A 25,715-nucleotide genomic window follows, 5' to 3' on the forward strand; every position below is an offset into this window, starting at 1 on the left:
CCGGAGCGATAGTGATGCCCGTGTTTGCAGCACCTACGGGACCATCTGACAATTTACAACAGCATGATATGTCAGGCATGGACCATTCTGCTATGCAGGGAATGGATCATGCTCTATAGGAAGGAATGACGCCTGGGACATCCGGTATGGAGGGTATGGAATCCATGCAGCCCGCGGCGCCAGCAGAAGCCGTACACCATTCCGCCGGTTACGGAGGCGGACCGTAAGGCAGCATTCCCGGACGTACATGGGCATAAGGTTCATGACAACAGCATAAATTACTTTGTGCTTGCCGATCAGCTGGAATGGCAAAAAAACAACGATCCGGGTGGCTTCAGCTGGGATGTAAGCGGCTGGGCTGGCGGGGATATCAATCGACTCTGGTTACGTAGCGAAGGTGAAACCACCCGAGGTAAAGTCGAATCCGCAGAAGTTCAGGCTTTATGGGGGCATGCACTGACACCCTGGTGGGACGTGGTTGCCGGTGCCCGGCAGGATTTCAGACCCGGAAAACCGCAAACCTGGCTGGCTGCTGGTTTTCAGGGCATGGCGTTGTACAACTTTGAAAGTGAGCTGACTGCGTTTGCCGGCGAGCAGGGACGGACAGCGCTCAGGCTGGAAGCCGAATACGATGTGCTGCTGACCAATCGCCTGATCCTGCAACCTTCCTTTGAGGCGAATATTTACGGGAAAGATGATGAGGCACGGGAAACCGGTAAAGGCCTTTCCAGTACCGAACTTGCTCTTCGCCTTCGCTATGAAGTGAAAAGAGAATTTGCACCTTACGTGGGGGTTTCGTGGAGCCAGCTCTATGGCAATACTGCTGATATGGCTGCCCGTGAAGGTGAAAAAGATAATGAAGTGCGCTTCCTCCTCGGGGCTCGCATGTGGTTCTGATGCAGTTAATTCAAACAAAACAGGTATTATTATGAAACATTCATCTGCCAAATATTTCTTCGCTTTAATTGCTTCTGGCGCGGCTTTTGCTGCACAGGCGCATCCGGAACTGGCGTCTGCTGTCCCTGCTGATAAGTCTCAGATAACGGCACCGTCTAAACTGGAACTGCATTTCACCGAAAATCTGGTAACGAAATTTTCCGGTGCCCGTCTTGTAATGACCGCCATGCCGGGCATGTCTTCTCATGCGCCAATGCCGGTTGCGGCTAAAGTCTCAGCGGGCAGCGATCCGAAAACGATGATTATCACACCGGCAAAAACTCTGCCTGCAGGAACCTATAAAGTGGAATGGCGGGCGGTATCTTCTGATACTCACCCCCGGACCGGCAACTACAGTTTCAGCGTGAAGTAATACCATGAACGATCAGACTTTTATTATCATCCGTTTTTTTCTTTACCTTGATCTTATGCTTCTTTTTGGCCTGCCTTTATTCGAAATTTATGGGGTAAAGGGAGTATTGAAGAAATCGGTATCGTTGTTCAGCGTCTGGTCGTTCTTTTTTACGCTCATCTCTGCTGGCATGGTTTTGTCCCTTGCAAATATGCTGCTTGTCGCTCAGGCCATGAGTGGCGTCAGTGATCCCGGCGAACTGACTCTCCATATTATGGAGATGGTTGTCGGGGAAACTGCAGTGGGCATGAGCTGGGTTATCCGCTTCGCTGCACTGGTCATGGCGTTTATCGGGCTTGGCCTGCGGCTCAGGCATGTCGGGCTGTCACGTTATGTGCTTACCCTGTCCGGCGGTATAGCACTTGCTACACTGGCATGGGGCGGGCATGCGGCAATGAATGACGGCATCAGCTACTATCTTCATCTTCTGAGCGATATCATTCATCTGACAGCGGCCGGGGCCTGGATCGGTGCACTGGCGGCTTTTACTCTGCTCTTATGCATCAAAAAGGCTGAAAAGGCTGTCTATGCCAGCCAGCTGGCCGCAGCGTTGTCGGGTTTTGCCCGTGCCGGCACGATCATTGTGCTGAGCATTGTCATCACCGCCGTAGTTAACTTCGTATTTATCGTTGAAAAGCCTCTGAGTACCCTGCCGGGCAGTGACTATGGTCTGCTGCTGCTGGTAAAAACTGTTCTGTTTTTTCTTATGCTGCTGCTGGCCGCCGCCAATCGCTTCCGGCTTACACCGCGACTGGAAACGGCCCTGCTTCAGGGCCAATATAAGATGGGTATTTACCTGATGCGTAAAAGCATTATCACGGAATTTACTGTTTCGGTACTGATACTGGCAACCGTCGCCTGGCTGGGCACGCTATCGCCGGGTACCGGTATGGAATAACGACTAACCGTATCCTGCAGGAAAGCTGCCCATGACCACTATGCTGATCGTTGAGGATGAACTGAAAACCGGTACCTACCTGAAACAGGGGCTTCTGGAAGCGGGATATGATGTAACCCTTGTAAACGACGGGCGTCAGGGACTGGAGCATATCCTGCGACAGCATTATGATCTCATTATTCTGGATGTAATGCTGCCCTCAATGGACGGCTGGGATATTCTTCAGCAGATGCGTATGGCCCGGCACGAAGAGCCCGTGCTGTTTCTGACTGCCCGGGATAACGTCAGTGAAAAGATTAAAGGTCTCGATCTTGGCGCGGATGACTATCTGCTCAAACCCTTTGATTTTGCCGAGCTCCTGGCGCGTATCCGCACCCTGCTCAGACGCAACCGTACGCAAACGTCCGGTACGCACCGCATTGCTGATTTGGTTATGGATGTCACCCGCCGGAGTGTGAGCCGTTCCGGCAAAAAGATACACTTGTCTGCTAAAGAATTTGTGCTGCTTGAGCTACTGTTACAGCAGACCGGAGAGGTGCTGCCAAGGAGCCTGCTTTCATCTCTGGTCTGGAATATCAATTTTGAAAGCGATACCAATGTGATTGATGTGGCCGTCAGACGACTTCGCAGTAAGGTGGATGATGACTTTACACCAAAGCTTATTCACACGGTACGGGGTATCGGATATGTGCTGGAGATACGGGAAGAGTGAAGCGTAACTGGTCCCTGACATCACGACTGAGCATAATCTTTGCCGGCGTGATGATGTCCGTCTGGCTTCTTTCGAGTGTGCTGCTTGTAGCCGCCCTCAGCAGTTATTTTCGTCATCAGGATGCCACATTGCTGACCGGAAAGCTTGAACTTGCCACAGAGCTTCTTGAGGGCGAGGTGCACGCCGGAAAGCTCGACAGCGCATCGCTTGCACGAAAGCTTTCGGATGCCATGGTTGGTCACAGCGGACTTTATCTTTCCGTTAAAACAACCGATAACCAGATGCTGGCCGACTATTCATCACCCGGTTTTTTGGTGCCTTATGAGCGCTTTAGCGACGAAGCTACCCGTCCGGGTATTATGCAGACGGTAGAGGAAGATAGCTGGCGTTATAACGTTATGGTCAGAAAAATTAATGCTAAGAGCGCAGGAAAACTAAACGATGTACTGATTACGGCCGCCTATGATACCAGCCTTCATGATGAGTTTATCGGTCAGCTTAAAAGATGGCTGGTCTGGTTTAATGTCGCCCTGATATTTATCTCCGTTTTTCTGGGATGGCTCGTCACCCGGATGGGACTCAGGCCTCTGAATGAAATAAACCGGCTTGCCTCAGCAATTACGATTAACAGCCTGAGCAAACGTCTCCCTGGCCATAATCTGCCAGCCGAACTAAAGGTAACAGTAGCTGAAATTAACAGCATGCTTGAACGGCTGGAAGATTCATTCTGTCGTCTGTCTGAGTTCTCTTCGGATATCGCGCATGAACTGCGTACCCCTGTCAGTAATCTGATGATGCAGACTCAGGTTGCGCTGTCCCGTGAACGTGATGCCGAAAGTTACCGTGAGGTACTTTTTTCAAATCTGGAAGAGCTGAGCCGGCTCGCCAGAATGAGCAGTGATATGCTTTTCCTGGCTAAATCTGAAAACGGGCTGATGCCTCTGGAGAAACAGGACGTTTCGTTAAACGCAGAGCTGGAAGAGCTCCTCGATTTTTTTGAACCGCTTGCCGGTGACAGCGGTAAAACGCTTTCTCTGCAGGGGGAGGCAGTTGTCAGAGGCGATCGCCTGATGCTGCGTCGTGCAATGAGTAATCTGATAACTAACGCCATAAAATATTCATTACCGGGATCAGCTATTAATGTGCTGGCTGAACACCACGCCGGCAGGGTTTTTATACATATCTCTAACCCCACAGAAAATATCAACCGGGATAGTCTGAACCGGCTTTTTGACCGCTTTTACCGGGGCGACGCTTCCCGTCAGCATAATACGGACGGTGCCGGGCTGGGGCTGTCCATCACCCGTTCTGTTTTACTGGCTCATGAGGGCGATCTGCAGGTTTCCATGAACGATAATGTAATTACGTTCACGGCAATGATGCCGGCTCCCCGGGAGGTGTTTTAACGTTTTACCGGCAGGTCGGCAATTTTCATGGTCTTGTACTGCCTTAGTATCAGTAATAGGTTTCCCGGCACATTAAAGGATATCGGGAAAATCTGAAGTCTGAATCCAATACATGAAGGAGTGACGTTATGAAAAAAACGCAATTTGTTTTTGCTTCACTGATTTTTGCCCTGCCGGCTGCCGTTATAGCACAGCAGCCGGATTCAAAGATGTCCCAGGATATGAATATGTCCCCGGCTTCAAAAGAGTACATGTCTGGTATGCAAAAGATGCACAGCGGCATGATGAATGCCATGAAGGAGCAGGATGCTGACAGAGCGTTTGCCAGGGGCATGATTGAGCACCACAAAGGGGCTATTGCCATGGCCGAAACGGAACTGAAATACGGGAAAGATCCGGAAATGAAGAAGATGGCAGAGGACATTATCAAAGCGCAAAAAGGTGAAATTGAGCATATGGAAACGTGGCTGAAAAAATAATCATCTTCCGCTTTGGGGTCTGTTAACGTAAAGCAGGTTTCTGGCGGAGGACCTCTGGGAATCTTTAATGAGAAAGTAATATAACCTGTCTGAACCTTCGCCCCGGGTCCATTCAGGCAAAATGCTTCTCCGGGGCGAAACAGGGTGCCTTACTGTTTTTTCAATGCATAATCCAGTTTTTCCATATCGTTAACGACAATTTCTTGCTCGTCAGCAGTCAGAGGAACTTCCTCCAGATAACGCTTCACTGAAGCCTTACTTTCCAGCAGCAGGCCTCTGGCGCTTTCTTTAGGTAGGTTAAAATCGCACCCGATACAGGCCATACGGTGAGGGCAGCTGCTCCAGAATGGGTTCGTACAGAAAGAATCCCCTAAATCGTAATAGGTTGCCGGTCCGGTCAGGCTGACAGCCTCCGGATCATGATCGATTAGCACGCTCATCATATGCGCCACCCGGTCCGCCTTCACAAAAGACGCAGCCAGCTGGGTAGGACGTATACGAATATAATGCATGGTGGACTGAGGCGTAGAATGACCTGACCACTGCATCAGCTCATACAAAGTCATGCCCTGTGGGACACTGGCCAGGGCTGTAACTGCTGAAGCGCGCCCCCGATGGCTGGTAATTGGCCCCCGGCTGTCTTGCGCAGGCACACCCGCTCTGGCACAGAGAACCGGGATGACAGTCCGGTTTATGACATCCCTGCCGACAGGTTTGCCCCGAAACTGAAACAGGAAGCGGACTTTTTCACCGGTACGCTCATCCGTAAGAGCTGCCTGTTCCTGTGGACGTTCGCTGAGCCAGATATCAACGTACTTTTTCACGACGGCAGAGATAGGTTTTACAAAGGCTTTAGACGTTTTTCCTGCCGGTACGCTGAGGTAGCAAAGCGTTCCTGCCGGAATGATGTTGCCATCCTCCCGCCTGATATCATCCGCCTGCAGAGTGATGCAGCCAGCAGTAAGACGCATTAACTCGTTCTGGCGCAGCCCGGCATGTGTCCAGATAACGGCCATCGCCTGCAACATGGACAGAGGATAGTGAATGTCACTCAGGAGATCTTCATGGCGCAGATTGAGGCTTGCCCAGATCAGCTTCAGCCAGACCGGATCATCAATGACGCGGGGATTTACACTCTGACGGAACAGTGGAGTGCCAGGCGTAGAGAGATGTCGTGCCGGACTGAATTTCAGTCGCCCCCAGCCCCAGTTTTCATAATCGATCATGAAACGGCGAACCGCATAAACAAATCCACTACGGGAATTCGGCAGCAAGGGCTCACCTATCCGGGCAGATTGCCGGGCACCTCCTTCAGTGCCCAGTGACAGCTCGCCCACCTTCATTCGTCCAACTGCCGCAATAAAGCTGGCACAGGTTTCCATTGTCCAGTCGGCCGGTTCGTGAATATCCGGATATTCACGGGCAAGCCACAGCCCACAGCGGAGAATAAAACTGTACTGGTTCTCCCGCGATCGGGGGCGAAGCACTGACGTATGCCTCCATTTCCGGCACCACCTGACCCAGTCTGCCGCGATACCTTGCGTGGGTTTTTCATGCCATTCTTTATAATTCCGCATACGCACAGAATTTTTTATGATGCCCATTGCGGCAAGTGCGTGTGAAACCCTGCCAGCTGTTTTTGCTATTCCCCGATCGTGATAATTCTGTGCCCGCCACAGCAGATCGATCGTAAAGCTTTCAAGTTGAGGATTTTTATTCATCAGCATCAGTACGCCGAGTATGGCTGACAGAGCATTTTTCTGGTTCTGACTTTTATACCCAAGCGAAACCAGAGCTTCAGTCAGACGGCTGAGCTCCTGACTGAAAATGTTCTGTCCAAAAATGGCTCGGGCATACAGCGACGGCGCGCCCTGATGCGGCAAACTGAACGGAGAAGAAAATGGGCCAAGATGAAAGGCAAAAGCTGCAAGCAGCGGCCTGCCTGATTCATGCTGCTGTAACAGATAAATCCATTTTTCCTGCGGCCACTGCCAGCAGGGTTTCCCTGTCCGGTGTGTTTCTGCCAGAACGGAAAGAATTATGATTCTGATCAGCCTGTCACTGGTTCCACTGCGAGTGGCAATATCCTGCAAAGGCATCAGTAACAATGACAAAGAATCCGGCTGTTCGAGAGCGGCTGATCTGCGATGGCCTGTACTTAGCGCTGCCCGTTCTTCAGCAGTGAGCACATCATTCAGCTGATAATCTGCACGTTCAAAGGGGCTATAAGTACACATGATTATTTCTTCTTTCATCAGCGAGTCTCCGTCTGAAAAATAAGGCCGGCAACTTTTCGATCAATTTCAGCTACTGCAGCGGCCATCCGACCAGCCAAATCAGAACCTGAAAGATGGATGTAAATCTGGGTAGTACGCGGATCGCGGTGTCCTGCGTATGCGGCTAGTTCATGGAGTTTCCATCCAAAGCGTGCCAGGTGCGTCAGACGAAGATGGCGGAAGGTATGTGTGGTGATTTGTGGAAGGCCGGCATCAAGTGCCCATTTCCGGACGGTTTTACTCCAGTTCCAGAAAGACAGGGGGGCACCGTGGTTACGATCAGAAGCCGAGCGAAACAATGCACCTTCTCGGTAACCCGCGAGCCGTAACTGCCGGAAATGATTTGCCAGCACCGGTGTTACGGCGGAACTGTAGCAGACTATCCTTTCCCGCCTGTTTTTCGTCGTTTCGGCGCGAACACGAATCAGACGATGAGCAGGATCAATATCTTCAAGCATGAGGGAGGCTACTTCTGCGCGACGAAGCGCACCGTAATACGCCAGGGCTAGCATCAATCTGTCACGCAGGGAGGCGGCAGAGACATGCATCAGGAATCTGAGCCATTGCTCATCATCAGGAATAACGGGCAGACGTGTGATACGGGGAACCAGACCGCGTCCCGTATAAGCGCTCCCCGGCAAACCCGAACGGGGTAACGGGTTGAGACTGCAGATATCCTGATAAACCAGAAAGTCATACCAGAGACGGATCGCAGAAAGGCGCAGCTGGAGCGTGGCGCTGGCCGCGGGAAAAGGCATGCCGGGTAGCTGAGGGCTGATGTAGGCGGCCAGGTCTTCAAACCGGGCCTTTTCAGGTTCAATGCTGTTCTGGCTGCAGAACGCAAAATAATGGCTGAGGGCACTGCGGTAGGCGGAGAGTGTGGCCTGAGCCCTGCCCAGGTCGGACAGCAGTTTCAGCCAGCGCTCCGCCAGTACCAGAACGTCCTCATTTGGTGGAATCATCATTGTGTTTACCTCTGACAGCAGCATTGCTACTCAAAGTTTACCCAGTCAATGTTGCATTCCACTTAACTTACTTTATGCCATTTTCCAGTTTATAAACATATTTGCATACGCCTCTGCATCTACGATTGCCCCTGACTCCCTAAAGACCTTTGAGTTAGGTTTTTTAGAATGCCAAAGGAGCACATACTCAGTTCGCAATTTTCAACTCCGGCTATAAGAGCCAGTGCGACCACCGTTTTCCCATAGTAAGCATCCATAGCTAAAGCCTCTCACTGCTCACATAACCATTGTAAGAGCGCTATGGGCTGGTTTGGGCCGGGAAGATAGTTAATCATGGCAGAATGCTTTACAGCTCGTTTGTAGCACTTTACGGCGGTGCTTTCGCGAAGCCCACTCAGACATTTAACGGCTCAATAGTAATGATTAAGAATGATGCGGGCTCGCTCGGTGCGGCATACAGGATGCCCAACAGCAGGGTGTTCTTGTTGAACGAAATTTCCATGTTGTGATCGAATGACATACAGAAAAACGGGTGTGGTAGGTACTGATTATAATCGTTTTAAGATTATGACTTTGACCGACGTTATCGCGGAAAGAACATTCTTACTCATGCCGGGCACAAGAGGCTGAATTATTACTTGGAGAAACCAGAAAGATTGTTGAAGCAATCACGGCTAGCGATGGTTGGCTTAAGCTTGTTTCCATGACTGGCAGCAGGCCTTCTGAAGCTAATCATGAGAGAATCTTTGAGCTGATTGAGTATTTGTCGGGACATAGCTTCGGTAAATCCACCGAGCGATATGCTAGGCAGTGAAGTGGGCAGTCTTGTGCCGCTATGTGCGCCGATGGTATTGCAAAGGTTAGCTCGTGTATCTTCGGCTAAGGAGATCGGTCAAATTTCTTATGTGAGCGTTATTTCTGGTGCTATCGTAAATCACTTAAAGCTTCGCTTACTCAATACGTTAGTCGACCTATTGATAGGCTTAACGTCTCAATGGGCAATTTGATACGCTCGCCATTAGTGAACTTCTTTTTATTGCTGAGCCCTTCCGCTTGTATCTCTAGCCCTCAGCTCTAACTCCTCTTTCTGCTTGATGTTGGATAATGCTTCCAGAAGCTATGGGCTATTCACCATGGTTGGTTGCAGAAGTGAATGACGTAATTCATCTGGCTAACACATTTGTGTTTATGAGTTTAGGTGTAAATGTGTATTTGAGTAATCTCATGGTTGCGCTTTGAAGTCATTAATTTTTCCTGCGGAGTATCAATAAGCAACGCCCCTGCTACCTTCATTTTGTGAAAATCCAACAGTCAATTTTGATAAAAGTTGATTGCTGATTGCCTACAAATTGCCTGCCTCTTGATCCGATGCACTTCTTCTCTTTGGGTACGGCATTTTGAAGATTGCCGCAACTTTTGAATAGCTGACATCAATTTGCTTCATTTGCAAAATCGTATGTGTTTACTCAAAAGAATATTTACTCATTTGAGTAAAGGAGTAAGTTAGCTAAAGAATTGTTAGCTAATAGTAGTGATTGGATGTGGCAGTATCGCAATACTTGATATTGTTTTAAACAGAGAAAGACGCCGATGAAAACCCGGCGGCACAGAACAGGAACAGCGCAATATGACTATCAAAACATTAGATGATTTTCTGCCGTTTTTTTGCTCACACAGACGACTGTTTGTTGTTCGGGGAGGGAAATATAGAAAGGCTCAAAGGTGGCTGCCACCTGATGAATCACCCCAACACATTAGTGAACAAGTTAGCGGCTGTTTCGAAAGAAGCTTCAAGGGACGCGAATAGCACCGGAGGAATAGGTTGGGTGGAAATATTGGGTGAGAAGCACTATTAAAAACGCACCTTCAATCGATCTGTTAAATAGACTGGATTTTTTATGTTAGTTACAGACCGATTACCTAAATAACGTATTCAGGCTCAAGCATGTGAAAATGCAAGGTGATCCTCTATTTTTCTTATAATGATTTCTAGTAACTCGTTGTCCTTTTTACTATTTATCTCTCATAACGCTTGCATGTACTCCTTTGTGTCTTTACTTAAAAGTGTAAATGAGTAAATGAGTATTTACTCATTTACTTTTAGCCATTCATGGATATGGTCTTCCAGAACCTTAGAAATTGATGTGCCTTTGCGGGCGCAAACAGATTTGAATCGTGTATGCAGTTCTTCATCAAGGTTCACATTTACACGCTTTGTTTTTCCGGTCGGTTTTGATTCTAAAACCTTCTGCACATCCCGATGCTCGCCAAATGCCATCATTTTTTTAGCTTCATGCTTTTTCTGGAGGGACATAATGAACTCCTCTTAATTGTAAAAATCAATCATATCATATACTCAATTGAGTAATAGTGTTTTTGAGTATAAACACATTTGAGCTAAAAATTTTTTACTCAAAAGTGGCCAGAATTTCATTGGTAAGCACTTCAATTTCACCTTTTGCGCCACTGTCAGAAGTCTCAAATACGGTTTCGCCATCAAGGATAGTTTTTACGTAGACCTGACGTTGCGTTATGCCTGTTTTGAATACCTTAATGCCGGTATTAGCGATGCTATCTTTCAAAACGCGAAGCATAGTTGCCTGATTAACTTTACGGTTGATCAAGAAACGAGCGTCGACAGGGCGATTGAAAGCCTGAGCTTCGAGAACGGTGACAACACTTCCTGATGCAGAAAAATCTAACGGACTAGGCGTCACGGATATGATTACTAAATCACTGACCATTACCGCGGCGGAGGTGATGACTGACAATGAACCCGCACCATCAATAACCACATAGTCGTAGTCTTTGAGCCCTTTTCGAACTTCATATACATCTTTCTCTGACGCCGCTGTGTATACGTCAAACTGGGCTTTACCTGATTCATTCCAGTTTGTCAGGCTCATCTGTGGATCTGTATCGACCACGGCTACGTTTAGCCCCTTACGCGATAAACAGGTGGCTACATTGATTACCGCGGTAGTTTTGCCTGAGCCGCCCTTAGGGTTAAGGAAAGAAATAACTCTCATGAAACAAACCTTTTTTGTGCAAAAGTGTATTTGAGTATACACAACAAAGTACTTAAGAGTAAATGAGTAAAAAAGTAATTGAGTAAATGTGTATTAATAATATAAAAATGACTTAAAATTCAATTAATTATTCATGCTCAAATACACATTTGAGTGTTATTGATTGATCGTGTGTGATTCAAGAAATTAATGAGAAAGAAGCGTGCATGCTTCATTTAGATTGTGATTTCGACTTTGCCAAACCGACGGAAGCATTTCATTGAAGCCGACGTTTGTCAAAATTCAGAGATGATCCGAAAGAATAGGGCGGCATGTTCTCAGTAAACCTCCTTTATATAGTTACAACACACATTGAATTATTGAAAAGATCATCTTGGCAGCCTTAACTACAGAAGAAATTTTATTCATCAGACAACTCTGCTAGGGTCATCTCTAAATAGATGGCGCTCCTAGTAGCTAACCCTCTTGGATTCGCCACTGTTAAACCCCTTTGCCTGCTGCCGGTTGATTCGTACACCTTGGTAGCAAAATTCAAGGGCGGATACTCGGCTTCAGCCTCGCTGAGGATAATGACTCTGAGATATACTAATCAGCTGGGCGCAGGTCAAAAAATGCACAAGAATTTAAATAAGTCTAAATGAAAAAGTTTAATGGAGAATTTATTAAAATTTTGATTTTTAAAGAAAATAGTAAGGTGAGGGTCTCTGTAGAGATAAAATCATAAATATTGTGCATGCCTTTGACTTTTTAGAGTATGCAGGGTTTTATCTGCATCAAGCGATCTAAGCTGCTTTTAATCATAGGGAGTATATTGATATTTCTTACCTTTATTCCACTGAAGAGTCGTTATGTTTCGCAACCTTGTAAATTTGATTCGTGTGCTTTGGCGTGGCTTCTTAGCGCATAAAGCAAAAGCCACCGGAATGTTAGTTTTAATTGCAGTTCTTTGTGGTTATCTCAATGATATCGGTGCCACTATCAGCAACATGAGACAGTGGCTGAGCAGTAAAAAAGAGAATCTGGTAGTCATCAAAGCAAGGCTGAAACCTTACCGTATCAGACCAGATATTCATGAGGGGCGGGACGAAGCCTTCTTGGTTATGGAAGTACGTAATTATAGCAACATCACTGCCATGATAACGGCCGCTAGTGTGACAGTTACTGGTAGTCATGTCGCACGTAACGGTAGAGCAGGCTGGTATGGTCGCTGTTCGCTTACCTCTGATAAAAACGCTAATACACCGCTCAGTATCGCACCGGGTGAAACTAAGTGGGTGATGATAAGTAGTGCGATTGTTATGCCGGGTTTAGCTGATTTGCTTGATCAACCACCTTTCAGCAAGGTTTTTGTTGCTACTCCGGAAGCACCTTATACTGTGGCAGAGCACTATCTTATCGCGTCATTAAATAGCAAGTTCTCGGCGCTTTATGGTCCGAATGCCGCCATCAAAGCTACCTTATACGACGGGCCAAACGATGAACCACATTACTTCAGTTTTCCACTCGCTCATGGTAAATCGATCTTTGAAAAAGACGGCAGTCTGCAACATGACTGGCTTATGGCCAACTGGAAGTATCCTAGCGCCGCTTTATGGTCTAGTCTTTCAAAAGACTGTCAGGAGCCGGCTGATTTTGAGTAGTCGTTTTGACCTGCCCCCAGGATTAGATACAACGCTCAGTTAGTAATATCGTATCCTTCTCTCTCAGAATTACCCTTTCTCCAGCCCGCCGCAAATTCAGACGGCATCTGATAATTCAGCGTGGAGTGCGGGCGGCACTCTTTATAATCCTGATGTCTTTCACTGATGATTTTTCTGGCGTGAATGATATCGCTGAACCAGTGCTCATTCAGGCATTCATCGGGAAAACGTCCGTTAAAGCTCTCAATAAATCCATTCTGTGTCGGCTTGCCGGGCTGAATAAGCCGCAGCTCCACGCCATGCTCAACGGCCCACTGGTCAAGGGCTCTACAGGTAAACTCCGGCCCCTGGTCACTTCTTATCGTCGCCGGATAGCCGCGAAACAGTGCAATGCTGGCCAGAATACGTGTGACTTGCACGCCTGAAATCCAAAGGCGACGGTGACAGTCAGGCACTCCTTCGTGAAGTCGTCCACACAGATCAGGCACTTGCTCTTGCGACCGATGGCCAGTGCGTCCATGACGAAATCCATCGACCAGATCAGGTTGGTCAAAGCAGCGGCAGACGTTCTGTTGCAAGCCCTTTACGACGACGTCTGCGTTTAACGTCCAGCCCGTTCAGATGATAAAGGCGGTACACGCGCTTGTGATTAACCAGAAGCCCTTCACGGCGCAGTATGCATATGCGGCGGTAGCCAAAACGCCTGCGCTCCAGTGCCAGTTCAGTAATGCGCCCTGATAAATGGGCATCAGCAGCTGGACGCTGAGCGTCATAGTGGCTGGTCGACAGGGACAAACCTGTGAGTCTGCAGGCACGACGTTGCGACAGACCGGTCGCATCACACATCAACACCACGACTTCCCGCTTCTGGTCTGTCGTAAGTACTTTCGCCCAAGAGCCACCTGAAGCGCCTCCTTATCCAGCATGGCCTCGGCGAGCAGCTTCTTGAGTCTGGCGTTCTCTTCCTCAAGGTACTTCAGGCGCTTAACCTCAGGCACCTCCATGCCGCCATACTTCTTACGCCAGGTATAAACGCGGCGTCGGAAATGGCGTGCTTACGGCAGAGCTCACGGGCAGAAACTCCGGCTTCAGCCTCGCGGAGAATACTGATGATCTGTTCGTGGGAAAAACGCTTCTTCATGGGGATGTCCTCATGTGGCTTATGAAGACATTACTAACATCGCGGTGTATTAATCAACGGGGAGCAGGTCAGAGTGAACCAGCACCTGTTTTTGGGGATTACGCCGCCATACAGCCATCAGCAGTGCGTTCAGGACAATGTCCTTTGTCATCCGGGAATGCATTGCCCAGCCGATAATTTTGCGTGAGAACAGATCAACAACCACGGCAGGATACAGCCAGCCTTCGTGGGTCCTGATGTAGGTTATGTCCGTTACCCAACGCTCATCCGGAGCATCCGGATTGAACTGCCGCTGGAGCCTGTTGGGCGACACGATACTGGCCTCGCCTTTACGTGCCCGCGGGCTCCGTATCCGACCTGAGCCTTTATCCCGACACGTTTCATCAGTCGCCAGACTCTGTTGACTCCGCACTGTTGCCCGCTGTCCCGCAAGTCCAGATGGAGCTTGCGATAACCACAGACGCATCCCGATTCCAGCCAGAACTGTTTAATCTGTCCTGTCAATCTCAGGTCTGCCTGATGGCGTTGTGAATGCGGCTGCTGAAGCCAGGCGTAAAAGCCACTGGGATGAACATCCAGCACCCGACAGAGCAGGCGAACAGGCCAGCAACAGGTGTTGTCACGGATAAAGGCGTACCTCAGTCGGACAGCTTTGCGAAGTACGCCGCGGCTTTTTTTAATATGTCCCGTTCGTCGGTAACCCGCTTCAGCTCTTTCTGGAGACGGCGGATCCCGGCCTGAGCATCTGACTGTTCTTTATTAGTGGAAGAATCCGGACCGTACTTCTTTATCCAGGCGTAAAGGCTGTGTGGGTGGTGATATCGAGACGTGTTGCAACGCTGGAAACAGAATGACCACGATCAACAACCTGTTTGACTGCTTTAATTTTAAACTCTTCTGGATAACGCTTACCGCTCATGAGCACCTCTCTTTAAGCCACCTTAAATGACTCTGAGGTATCTGTTAAACCCGTGGCGATTCAATTTCAATTTCAAGCCAGCCTCCTTTTGTTCCTCAGTCTAACGGGATGAAAGCTCAGGCGGTAGTGGGTAAGACTTTTTGCGCCAGCTTATGCGTGTTCCAACTTTGGCGGAATACGGAAAGGCCCACAGTAGGTGAGAACGATTACCCAAAATCTTTTCGAATAAAATTTTGCGAAAGAAAAACCTTGAATAACTCAAATTGCCAGTAACTAACTTTAATAAATGGAGCTGAAATTAAACTTAGCAGCAGGGAAAACATAAATTTTGTCATTAAACTTTATTTTATGAATTTTCATAGATAGTTCTAAAATAACTTTGGACAAAAAAAATTTGTGAAGCTAAATTAATGCATATAATTTCAGATTCTGCCTACCCTCAACCCTGTATATAGCAATCATGCGGTATAAGAGGTGAGACCTATGCTAAGGATTACAACAAGTAACATGCAAGATCATAAGATACTAGCCTCAGCAGCTTTATTCCGCAAACTACATGACAATCGCATTGATATTTATGATGTGTTAACCAAGTTTATAACTTCCACCATTAATATCAATTCAATGTGGGTGTTTAACGTTTCAGAATGTGTTAATAAGCTTGAAGAGGACTTTGGATTCAATATCCCCGAGGCTATTGTTGAAACATGTTTGAGAAAAAGAATGAAGCGACATCAACTACTGACCCAGATGGAAGGAAAGTATCATGTGACAGACAAGTTTGACAAGTCTGACAGTCTTGGAGCCAGTTACAGAGAAATCCAAGATGAACAGGATTTTATTATCGGACGCCTGACTGATTATATTCAATCCCGCTCAGGAAAAGTGTTGAGTGAGCAATTACGCAATGAGCTTGCTTCTGACTTTCATTTATATTTCACAGGCGCGCTGAAAGACTGCGATAATAAAATCGCCATAAGCGAATTTATTATAAAAAACTCAGATGATGAGAGCTTTACTCGGAAAATTAACAGCGTGGAAGAGGGGTTTATTATCTATACCGCCATATGCCATTCTTCCGACCTTGCGAACCCAGAACCATGGTGTAACAACTTCACAATATTTCTGGATACGGAGATCCTCTTCGATGCGCTGGGCCTCAACGGCACACTGAGAAAAAAAATATTCGACGAACTATACGGGTTAATTACAGATGCAAATTATAACACTCCAAAAGGAGTAAGGATTACCCTTAAATATTTTCAAGAGACTTTTAAAGAGTTTGAGGGTTTCTTCTATGCCGCGCAAAAAACTATTGAAGAAGGAAGGCAACCGCATCTCGCTAAACCTGCTATGGCCGCAATAATAAATGGATGTCATTATCCAACTGATGTGCTATTCAAGAAAGTAACTTTTATTGAAGAATTGAAAAAACTAAAAATAACGGTTGAAGAGGATGCTGATTATTACTCGGATCCCAGATACATAGTCGAAGGCACCAGTGAAGTCAGTTATATAAGGGCAAAATATCCTGAGTTGGACGAAGAAAACGTGACAAACACGCTTGAAATATTCACGAAAATAAATCATCTGCGCAGAGGGGTTAATAATCGTGGGCTGGAACAAAGTGGCTGCATTTTCCTCACTGGAACAAATGCTACAAAGAAAATATCCTACCTTTTGGCCACTAAATCCGGGGGAAATCTGACCCCTTATGCTTCTGCGACTGACTACATGACAGAAAGACTCTGGTTCAAGCTAAGTAAGGGATTTGGCGGCAGAAAAAAAACGCCGCTTAGCTTTAATGTGGTGGCGAAAGCCCAAGTTATTTTGTCTACAGAAGCCGGGAATAAAATAGCGGATTCGTTTAAGGATCTTCAGAAAAAAGTTAAGCAAGGAAGTCTTAGTATGGAGAGCGCCGGAGTAATCGTGTCTGAACTCCGTTCAAAACTCTACATGCCAGAAGATTTCACATCTGAAATTATTGGTGAAAGCACCCAGTTTTTACATAATGACTTTATCGAGGATTCAATAAGAAACATCACCCTACTAACCTTCAAGGCAAAGGAAGCTGAAGCGGGAAAAAATACTATTCAAGCGCTCCAGCATCAGCTTGATGCATCAGCAAAGGTGAACGAGGCGCTTGAAAAAAAACTATCAGAGAAAAAGCAGGAGACTCTCGAAAAAATACAAAAAAATCGCAACAGTCAAATTGATACGCGCAAGAAATCTCTTTGGTTATACAAATTTTTTGCAAAGACAGAGTTTCTTGTTTCATCGTTTATTATCTACACGCTACCATTATGTGTGTTGGCAGCAGCAATAATTTCCTTCAACAGGCCTGGAGATACTCTTCTCGGGAATGTATCCTTTATTGTTGGTGTCATACCCATGGTGAGTTATCTCAAGCTCAGACAAATACAAAGTTACGTTCTACGCAAGATTAGATCAAGATACCGTAATCGCATTTCCAAAAAATACAATTTATTTCCCCTAACACCTTTTGAGTATTACTGAATATTCTCCGACGTGGCGAAATTAATATTCGCCACGACCCATCACATTTATAAAATCTGCAAAAAATGGATATAATTATAAATTGGAGTGTTTTTTCATGCTGAGTCATTGATACCGCTTACATTTACTGACCTCGCCTGCATTACAAATGCAGCCTCTTCTAGAATATGTCTCAACTCTCTCGAATTTCTTTTCCAGATGGCGTATATATAAATTTAACTCATTATATCTATTTAAATTTACACAGTTCTTGGTAGGCTACAAAGTGGCTGCCTGACGCGGAGGTTTCGCGAATTTTTGCATTTAGCATTACCCGTAATGCAATGCGGCCGCCTGACTGTATTACAGATCGGCTCCGCTTACGCAACTAATGCTGTTCCCTCGGCTGAACGCCTGAAGCCCGACTTCCGAATATCCCCTCCAGCTGATAATTACCCGACGTGTCTAGGAAGCCTTTTGCCGCAGCTTGCCTTCAAAAACGTGTAAAACCGCAGCTGGTGTAATAGTCTGGTGACACTTGACTTTCATAAAATAAATCTCCCCCCTCTATTTTATAGCTGCCATTAATCTGCTCGCCGGTATTATGAAAGGTGTCTCATGGCTCAACCCTGAATGCCGCAAATAGTTCTTTCAGCCATGTCTCGAACCATTAACCCGTGGATGTGGCTCTTGCAATTTCATGGCGCCCATTTCCTTTGTGAGGGCACCGTAATTAACGCCTGAATACGCCAAAACAGGCCGCAGCCCGCTGGCGTTCTCACTGTCTGCTGCTTATAGGACCAGAGGCAGTTCAGCGTTCACAGCACGGTTTCCTGATCGGATTTACGCATAAGGCACCTGACGCGTTTTCCTTTTGAGCCACTGACTTCTTTATATAATTAGTGTTATATGAAGTTATAATCAAGATAGACGCTCTTGCTGCTTTAAAGTGGGCTTAACTGTAAAATTTGGTTCAGAAGATCACGTGTCTGGTCCAAAACGACGCATTTCTTATGGTTGCGCTACGTGAAATCTGGCGACCTAGACCCCTGCTAATTGCTCAGAATTCACATAGCGCAATACGGTTATTTTCGAATGACTTTTGACCAAGTGTTAATAATTTACTGACAGAGCATCTGCTCTGTTCATAAGCGGGTGCGTGTGTCTCTAAATTGACAATACCAACTCTACACTATAGTCAGATTCGACCCCAATAGGTGACGTTGTCACAAAAGAACCATCTCTAGCCTCTTATATAGCCTCGAATCCCCTCCAGAATAAGTGACTTTTCGGCCTCATTGCACAAACCGCTGAACAGTTATCCACAGAAATTGGGGATAGCCTGTGTGTAGCTGAGTATGAGTAGCATAGGGGCCGCGTCGCAGCAGTTGAAAATTTCATCGAGCGGTATCTAAGACTGTTGCAATGGCACTGATGACAGCTTCTGCAGTGGCTTTTATGCAATGAGTCTGGAGGAGGGTTATTTGTAATTTGAAGAGCTATTACCAAGGTGTTTTATACCCTTAATTCACTAATGGCATGATCGCAGGCTTTCCTTGTTATGGCCCTATGGCTTTTTATGGCAATAAACCGGCCTTTTTCCGGTTTTAGGGCCACCGCAAATAGAAAACTTACGAGCGGCAAATACTCCCGCTCCGCCGCACCGCCATAAGCAGCTTTTAGGGCTTGCCGGCTGTGGTCTGAGGGCATAAGCCCGCTCACAACGTCGTACTGAAGCCGCTATTAACCAGAATAATTCATTCTGTCTATACCGGGAAACAGCGGAACAGATCCCACGATCTGCTTTATTGATCTTTATCTTGGCCTTCATCTATGAGATGTAGAACTTCGGTTACTAGTGCGGTGGCGAAGCGCTGCTCCTGCAGTCTCTCATTTTCCAAATTTGCATCGGTACCATGCATGAACTGCCCGTAACGCACTGGGCCCGTCAGCAGGTAGCCTTCAACGTTGTTATTACCTTCAGCAAAGCATTTCTGCAGTGCATTCAGTCCCTTCTCGATGGCTGTCCGATGTTTCCCACTTTTTATGCGATCAAGAAATTTCTCTGCAATTTCTTCAGGTTCTCCGGCATAACGCATCACATGGATTAAATCGGCCGCGTCCTTTGGTTCGTTGCGGTTATGAAACGAAATCGCTTTTAACAATATGAACGCAACTTCATCCGCAAACCGTATGGTTTCAAAAACAATTCCTGCGTCTCCCTGGCCCTTATCCCCAAAGAGCATCGCAGAGATCTCTTTCTCGGCGTACCATTCATATGATACTTCAGCATAGGGGATCACGAGAGCAGAGACCGCCTCACCGTCAATTGGGACTTCTCTGCCGGGTTTTCTGCCAGCATTGTTTCCTTGCAGAAACTCTACCAATACAGGAGAACCATTCTGAATAGGGAACTCCCAGCGCCATGCGTTTGTATCAGAGTTTTTTCTGAAGCCTCTTTCAACCAGCTGATCGTGTAGAGAAGCATAATTTTCCCCTTCAGCGATCACTTGTAAGTTAAGTACGATATCCACATCAGATGTACTATAATGTTCAGGCACCCGAGGTTCCTGCGCCGGGGTCAAATAGCGCGGGACGAGTCCTCCTATCAAGCGAAGTGAATAGACCCTAGTTTCCTAGACTGTTCCGTGCCTCATGAACCAGGCACTTTCATAAACTGCAGGGGGTTGATCCTCACAGGCACTGTGGCGGCGTTTAGCATTATAAAACATCTCGACATAATCGAAGATATCCGCCTTCGCTTCTTCCCTATTTTTATAGATCCGTTTCTTTATGCGTTCCCGTTTTAGCAACTGGAAAAAGCTTTCTGCCACTGCGTTGTCATGGCAATTACCCCGACGACTCATGCTGCTTTTTAAATTGTGAGCTGTCATAAAATGCTGACATCTTTCGCTCGTATATTGAGAGCCCTGATCTGAATGGATTAATACTTCTGCCGTTGGTTTACGTCGCCATACCGCCATCAATAATGCATCCATTACTAACTCAGCGGTCATTCGTCCGCCCATGCTCCAGCCGATAACCCTGCGTGAGAAGAGATCAAGAACAACAGCCAGATACAGCCAACCCTCATGCGTCCTTATATAAGTCATGTCACTCACCCAATGCGTATTTGGGGTTGGGACAACGAACTGGCGTTCAAGGTAATTTGGACTGGCAAAAGAAGGCTTTCCGCCACCGTAATAGCGTCGTTTTCGGTATCCAGTCTGAGATGCTAGTTCAGCGAGCCTCATCAGGCGCGCGATCCTGTTACGTCCGACGCATTCACCCAGATCTTTCATATCGAGCCAGATTTTTCGATAGCCGTAAACCGTACCGCTTTCAAGCCACAGTTGTTTAATCAAGCCTGTTTGCCGTTCATCTTGCCGGGTACGCAAAGATTTAGTCCGCTTTAGCCACTGGTAATAACCGCTGTGATGGAGGCCAGGAACCAGGCATAACCGGCGTACAGCATAAAAGGACGACATTTTTTTAATGAAGGCGTACTTCAGCCTGACGTTCTTGCAAAGTACGCGGCGGCCTTTTTTAAGATATCCCGCTCTTCAGTTACTCGCTTAAGTTCTTGCCTGAGGCGCTTTACTTCGTGCTGAAGTGCATCGTCCTGCTTACGCTGCGGCTCGGGCTTCTGGTAGCGCTTAACCCAGGCGTAAAGACTATTAGTGGATACACCAAGTCGAGAGGAGACCTCAGATACAGGGTACCCCTGCTCAGTGATCTGTTTTACGGCTTCAATTTTGAATTCTTCAGTGAACGTTTTAACTGACATAAACACTCCTTCATTAGGCCTCCATTATGAGGCAAAAAAGTGTCTACGAAACCCGGGTCTATTCAGTAGGGTATCTACCCTTGAACAGAATACCGAGAATCAGCGGCGGGAGATCGAAGCTGCCGGGTTTGCCATCAGACCCCAGCGACTGATTGAAGAATATATCAGTGGTTCAGTGTCGGCTGCCGAGCGCCCTGGATTTATGCGTTTGCTTGATCGAATGGAAAACGGTGACGTTTTAATCGTAACGAAACTGGATCGCCTCGGACGCAACGCTATGGATATCAGGAAAACCGTTGAGATGCTTTCTGCGTCAGAGATAAGAGTTCATTGCTTGGCACTGGGTGGGGTAGACCTCACTAGTCCTGCCGGTAAGATGACAATGCAGGTAATCTCTGCAGTCGCGGAATTTGAGCGGGATTTGCTACTTGAGCGCACACATGCAGGTATCGCGCGTGCAAAGGCATCTGGGAAGCGCTTTGGTCGTCCGCCTGCGCTGGATGACGAACAAAAGAAAGAAGTATTGCTGCGTCTTAGTGAAGGGAAAAGCATCAGTTCGATCGCCCGCGAATTTAATACTACACGTCAGACCATTCTCAGAGTAAAAACGGCAATGGAAGACGCTGATATTCGCTTGTGAGCTACTGCTTCACTGGATGTCCGCTTTGTGCCAAAAGCGGACGTTGCTTGCATCATGGAATGTTAGTTTACCGAGAGCAGGCCAGCGCCTCTATGCAGCTAACCCCGCCTCTAATGATTTGCTGCATATCGCCATTTTTAAATTTGAAGTCTGATTGATGAAACTGCGTAGTAAGAGATTTGACTGAATGGCCGGATGGCGCGAGTGCAGAACAGCGCCCCAGGGGGAAGGTGTAACGCGCCGTCCGGCACGAGAGGAATTATGAAGGCCATCCGCAATAGAAACAACTATAAAGAGGAACGCGTTGCAGGTTGCATTACGGATGTTATGAGCGTAGCTCATATGGGCAATTGGGGGGTAATGCCAAATATTTCAACAGGCGTTCAATTAGTCCACCGAGCCTTTAATTGCAACAGTATAACTTTATCATGGTTTTAAATGAGATAAGCCATCCCTCAAGATGGCTTATCAAATGCAAATACAGAAGAAGTTTTGTAAAAATGTTGCCGCATTAAATGGCACACAACTAAAGTATTTGAACCACTTATACAGCGTTTGTGCGGAACACGCTGATAGCATCCCTCAGGCTTGCGGCCCGGCTTGCAAGTTCATCAGCAGATGATGCAGACTCTTCAACCAGTACGGCATTCTGCTGCGTAACCTGATCCATCTGTGTCACCGCAATATTTATCTGAGATATGCCCGCACTCTGTTCTTCAGAAGAAGATGAAATCTCTCTGACTAATTGAGATGTCTGCTCAATAGCTTCCACGCTTTGCTTAACTTTTTCACCGGCATCCAGGGCCATCGAAATTCCCTGTTCGGCATGCTCAACTGACTGCTCAATCAGTCCTTTGATCTCCTTCGCCGCTCCAGCCGATCGCTGTGCGAGTGCCCTGACTTCAGATGCAACAACAGCAAAGCCCTTGCCGTGCTCACCTGCCCGGGCAGCTTCAACGGCTGCGTTTAAAGCAAGAATATTAGTCTGAAACGCTATCCCGTCAATAACGGAGATGATTTCTTTAATCTGCCCCGCACTGTTGCTTATTTTTTCCATTGAAGCCAGCACTGACTCCATCGCCTCACCGCCTCTTAAGGCCGCACTGGTAGCGGAGTTGGCCATTTCAGCAGCATGGCGCGTGTTATCTGCATTATTGCCGATAATTGACGATAACTGCTCCATACTGGCCGCAGTCTCAGCCAGAGAGGCTGCCTGTTGTTCAGTTCGCGCAGAAAGATCACCATTTCCGCGAGCAATTTCTTCAGATGAGGTAGCGATAGTGACAGCGTTGCTTTTGATGTTTTCAACCGTAAGTGTAAGTCGCTGACTCATTTGCAGTAATGCCTTGAGCAGTCCGGCAGTTTCATTACGTCCTGTCACCGTAAATGTTGACGTAAGGTCACCACCTGCGACTTCAAGCGCCAGCTTTGATGCTGCACTGACAGGTCTGGTAACGGAGCGAATGATAACCAGAGCGAAAATTACTGCCAACAGGACGATAAAAACAAGAACTGTCAGTAGTGCATATTGTGCATACCGGTGTTCCTTAATCTGCGCATTCAGCATTTCATTCAGCTCATTACCTCCACCAATGGCGTAGTCGCTGAATTTGTTAATAGCGTGCGTAAAGAGCGCTGCATAGTTTTTCGGGTTTTGATTCGTCATGCTCCGGTTAAGAAAAATCGCCTCAGCGGTTTTGAGAGCACTGTTTGCCTCCTGAACGGCTGCATCTGCATCTGCACTGAACTTTTGCTTAAGTGTGTTATCAGATAAAAATAGTTTTTCAGAATCCTGAACAAATAAATTCAGGTTATACGAACCATTACTGATTAAAGACTCCATACGGACAGAGTCTGCTTCACTTATGCTTTCATTTCGGGCAAGAAGGGAAGTGCCGAATGCACGTATTTTCCCAAGGCTTTCGGTCAATTCAGGCAATGATGAAAAATTACTCGTAATTAAACGGTACGTGTTGATATCTGAATCGAGAGAAAGGCCGTAAAAATCCAGCACATCACGGTTCGCGTTCAAAAGGTTGCGAATGAGGAGGGCATGTGCATCAAGACTGGCTGTTAGAGTCAGTTGTGAAGAATCGATTCTCTGCTGTAGCTGGCTCCACTGTGTGCGCACATCATTAATTTTGCTGATTATGGCAGCGCTGCCTTCTGTCTTGGCCATATCTTTAGTAATAACGTCAGTAATGTTTTCAATTTCATCTCTGACCTGAGCGCGGGACGGTGTTGCTGGATTTTTAGTTGCAATGGCAACGGCGGTTTCTGCACGATGGCGCTGTATCAAATTGAGTAGGGCTAAAATCTTATTTTCTACAGGTACACCTGTTACCTCCCTTTGCTTGTCCTGAATGTATTTATTACCTTCGGAAACGAAAAGCATGGTAGGAACTGAGAACAGGACCAGGGAAAACAGGCCCAGAATGGCAAATTTGGCGGTAAGACTTATATTGTTAAGAATCTTATTCATTTATAATTCCTGGTGAATTAATTCGTTATTGTGACAATTACAAAAGATACATTTGCAAAGCACCTTAACCTTTTTATCGGTTATTCCTTCATTAACTTTATACCGCATTGTTGATTTACTGCTTTACGGAATAAACTTTTAGTAACGCTAAACAAAGCACTTAAGCTAAATAATCATTATTTCTCGGGATGAAGTTATGTTCGCAGCGGCATTAGTCATTGCTGGATTTTAATCTGAGAATTTTTACTGAGATTTGAATGAGTCGGCTGAACTAAATGCGGATCGCGCACATGTATTATGAACATGTCGCCGAAGGACGTTGTCTCGGGGAGGTAAGGTGAAGCAAAACTATCTGACCTGGCAGGCGCTTTGATCGCTGCGAGTGACCTGCTCCCCGTTGATTCACTCATAACGCTGTTAGCAATGTCCGCTTCTCGCTCATAGCGGACATTGGCTTGATGTCAGTCCATTTTGTGCCAGATGCGGACCTTGTATCTTTGAACACTGCGTTAACTTTTTGATAATTTTGCAAACACATTAAATAGACAATTATCAGAGTGGCCTGTTAACTGTTCTTATGCAGATTACGGTAGCCTCCTGGCGTTCTTCCGGTATGACGTTTGAATGCCAGAGAAAAAGAGGGAACAGATTTATATCCGATTAATCTGGCTATCTCAGTAATACTTAAGTGATGTTTCCTGAGTTCAGCGCATGCCAGCTCCATTCGCCATGACGTCAGATAATTCCCCGGCGTTGAACCGGTAAGCTGGTGAAACCGACTGGCGAACGCGCTGCGGGACATAGCCGATTTTGCAGACAGACTTGCCAGCGTCCAGTCTGCAGATGGAGAAGAATGTATCAGTGACAGTGCGGCTCCTATTTTCCTGTCGCCGAGCGCATTCAGCCAGGATGTTCCTTTCTGATTACTCTCCAGGTATTCCCTCAGCATCTGCACCAGAACAAGTATTGCCGTGCTACTGGCTACAATGTCGTGTCCGGGACGCAGCGCTGATGTTTCATGCGAAAGCAAAGTGATAAGGGCGGTGAGTGCAGGAGAAGAACTTTCCTCTTGTCGTGAAACCAGCACCGGAGGCAGGTGTTTTAAAAGCAGCGGGCTGGAAGCCTCCTCAAATACGAATCTCCCCCCAATCCCCTCACTGATAAGTTCTCCCTGGCCGTAGCGAACCACGCCATCCGCTTCACGGTGAGCAGAGAATATCTGCCGTCCGTCACTCACCATCAATGCCGGATTTGAGCCACAGCAGTAAGCGTCACCCGAAGTCAGAAGATAGAAGTCCCCTTTTTCAAGCAGCAGAGGCCGCATTCCGTCCATCCAGAGCCAGAAGTTCCCCTCAAGCACAGTCCCGAACTTAATGTGTTTATAAGAGGGAAACCGCATTGCCCAGGGGCCACGTGCTTCCATACGGGCCGTGAGAATGGCCTCTACCTTCAGGAATGAAAGAACATCAGACAGCGGATCCATAACTTCCTGGACGA

The 25,715-nt window shown here is 47.0% G+C and carries 15 protein-coding genes and 4 pseudogenes; 9 read left to right on the plus strand and 10 right to left on the minus strand.

Annotation, left to right across the window (positions count from 1 at the left end; genetic code table 11):
- The first annotated feature begins 125 nt into the window (after positions 1-125).
- From EM595_RS20105 to copM, 6 genes and pseudogenes are all read left to right on the plus strand, one after another.
- Positions 126-897, plus strand: a pseudogene (locus EM595_RS20105) (copper resistance protein B).
- Positions 898-928: 31 nt separating this feature from the next.
- On the plus strand, positions 929-1,309 hold the full coding sequence (gene copC, locus EM595_RS20110; protein ID WP_039389843.1) for a copper homeostasis periplasmic binding protein CopC: 381 nt from the start codon (positions 929-931) through the stop codon (positions 1,307-1,309).
- 4 nt (positions 1,310-1,313) lie between these two features.
- Positions 1,314-2,246 carry a copper homeostasis membrane protein CopD gene (gene copD / locus EM595_RS20115; RefSeq protein WP_061716749.1) on the plus strand — a complete coding sequence of 311 codons (933 nt, stop codon included), beginning with the start codon at positions 1,314-1,316 and terminating at the stop codon, positions 2,244-2,246.
- A 31-nt stretch (positions 2,247-2,277) separates the two neighbouring features.
- The gene (locus EM595_RS20120; RefSeq protein WP_067437192.1) at positions 2,278-2,958 is read left to right on the plus strand and encodes a heavy metal response regulator transcription factor; all 681 of its coding nucleotides are present in this window, start codon (positions 2,278-2,280) and stop codon (positions 2,956-2,958) included.
- The gene (locus EM595_RS20125) at positions 2,955-4,364 is read left to right on the plus strand and encodes a heavy metal sensor histidine kinase (RefSeq protein ID WP_067437195.1); all 1,410 of its coding nucleotides are present in this window, start codon (positions 2,955-2,957) and stop codon (positions 4,362-4,364) included. Before EM595_RS20120 ends, EM595_RS20125 begins: the two co-directional genes overlap by 4 nt.
- A gap of 128 nt (positions 4,365-4,492) precedes the next feature.
- Complete coding sequence (gene copM / locus EM595_RS20130) at positions 4,493-4,843, plus strand: CopM family metallochaperone (protein ID WP_039389835.1); 351 nt, start codon at positions 4,493-4,495, stop codon at positions 4,841-4,843.
- A 149-nt stretch (positions 4,844-4,992) separates the two neighbouring features.
- Here copM and EM595_RS20135 read toward each other — a convergent pair whose 3' ends face one another.
- The 4 genes from EM595_RS20135 to parA form a co-directional block, all read right to left on the minus strand.
- Positions 4,993-7,098 carry a tyrosine-type recombinase/integrase gene (locus tag EM595_RS20135; protein ID WP_067437198.1) on the minus strand — a complete coding sequence of 702 codons (2,106 nt, stop codon included), beginning with the start codon at positions 7,096-7,098 and terminating at the stop codon, positions 4,993-4,995.
- On the minus strand, positions 7,098-8,084 hold the full coding sequence (locus EM595_RS20140; protein WP_064740974.1) for a tyrosine-type recombinase/integrase: 987 nt from the start codon (positions 8,082-8,084) through the stop codon (positions 7,098-7,100). The genes EM595_RS20135 and EM595_RS20140 overlap by 1 nt, the downstream gene beginning before the upstream one ends.
- Positions 8,085-10,170: 2,086 nt before the next feature.
- Positions 10,171-10,398: a plasmid partition protein ParG gene (locus EM595_RS20150; RefSeq protein WP_067437204.1), complete on the minus strand. Its 228-nt coding sequence runs from the start codon at positions 10,396-10,398 to the stop codon at positions 10,171-10,173.
- A 94-nt stretch (positions 10,399-10,492) separates the two neighbouring features.
- Positions 10,493-11,113: a ParA family partition ATPase gene (parA, locus tag EM595_RS20155; protein WP_067437212.1), complete on the minus strand. Its 621-nt coding sequence runs from the start codon at positions 11,111-11,113 to the stop codon at positions 10,493-10,495.
- An 848-nt stretch (positions 11,114-11,961) separates the two neighbouring features.
- On the opposite strand from parA, the gene EM595_RS20160 reads away from it, so the two are divergent.
- Positions 11,962-12,753, plus strand: coding sequence for a hypothetical protein (locus tag EM595_RS20160; protein WP_067437215.1), 792 nt, complete (start codon positions 11,962-11,964; stop codon positions 12,751-12,753).
- Positions 12,754-12,788: 35 nt separating this feature from the next.
- On the opposite strand, the pseudogene EM595_RS21230 reads toward EM595_RS20160, so the two are convergent.
- Positions 12,789-13,894: pseudogene (locus EM595_RS21230) on the minus strand (IS3 family transposase).
- A gap of 67 nt (positions 13,895-13,961) precedes the next feature.
- Positions 13,962-14,813, minus strand: a pseudogene (locus EM595_RS20985) (IS3 family transposase); the annotation flags it as partial.
- A gap of 507 nt (positions 14,814-15,320) precedes the next feature.
- Between EM595_RS20985 and EM595_RS20190 the strand changes: the two are divergent.
- Positions 15,321-17,330: a hypothetical protein gene (locus EM595_RS20190; protein ID WP_157883958.1), complete on the plus strand. Its 2,010-nt coding sequence runs from the start codon at positions 15,321-15,323 to the stop codon at positions 17,328-17,330.
- A gap of 1,784 nt (positions 17,331-19,114) precedes the next feature.
- Here the strand turns inward: EM595_RS20190 and EM595_RS20195 are convergent.
- Both EM595_RS20195 and EM595_RS20200 read right to left on the minus strand, forming a co-directional pair.
- Positions 19,115-19,870, minus strand: coding sequence for a hypothetical protein (locus EM595_RS20195; RefSeq protein ID WP_067437223.1), 756 nt, complete (start codon positions 19,868-19,870; stop codon positions 19,115-19,117).
- Positions 19,871-19,945: 75 nt separating this feature from the next.
- A protein-coding gene (locus EM595_RS20200; RefSeq protein WP_157883959.1) for an IS3 family transposase occupies positions 19,946-21,096 on the minus strand; the annotation gives its coding sequence in 2 pieces (ribosomal slippage) (positions 19,946-20,862 and positions 20,862-21,096; 1,152 coding nt in all).
- 61 nt (positions 21,097-21,157) lie between these two features.
- Between EM595_RS20200 and EM595_RS20210 the strand changes: the two are divergent.
- Positions 21,158-21,736, plus strand: a pseudogene (locus EM595_RS20210) (recombinase family protein); the annotation flags it as partial.
- A gap of 544 nt (positions 21,737-22,280) precedes the next feature.
- On the opposite strand, the gene EM595_RS20215 reads toward EM595_RS20210, so the two are convergent.
- Together EM595_RS20215 and EM595_RS20220 are read right to left on the minus strand one after the other, a co-directional pair.
- Positions 22,281-24,218, minus strand: a complete 1,938-nt coding sequence (locus EM595_RS20215) for a methyl-accepting chemotaxis protein (protein ID WP_067437231.1) — start codon at positions 24,216-24,218, stop codon at positions 22,281-22,283.
- Between the two features lie 565 nt (positions 24,219-24,783).
- Positions 24,784-25,701, minus strand: a complete 918-nt coding sequence (locus EM595_RS20220; protein ID WP_067437234.1) for an AraC family transcriptional regulator — start codon at positions 25,699-25,701, stop codon at positions 24,784-24,786.
- Between the last annotated feature and the right edge of the window lie 14 nt (positions 25,702-25,715).

Source organism: Duffyella gerundensis (assembly GCF_001517405.1).
In the GTDB taxonomy this organism is placed as follows: Bacteria; Pseudomonadota; Gammaproteobacteria; order Enterobacterales; family Enterobacteriaceae; genus Duffyella; species Duffyella gerundensis.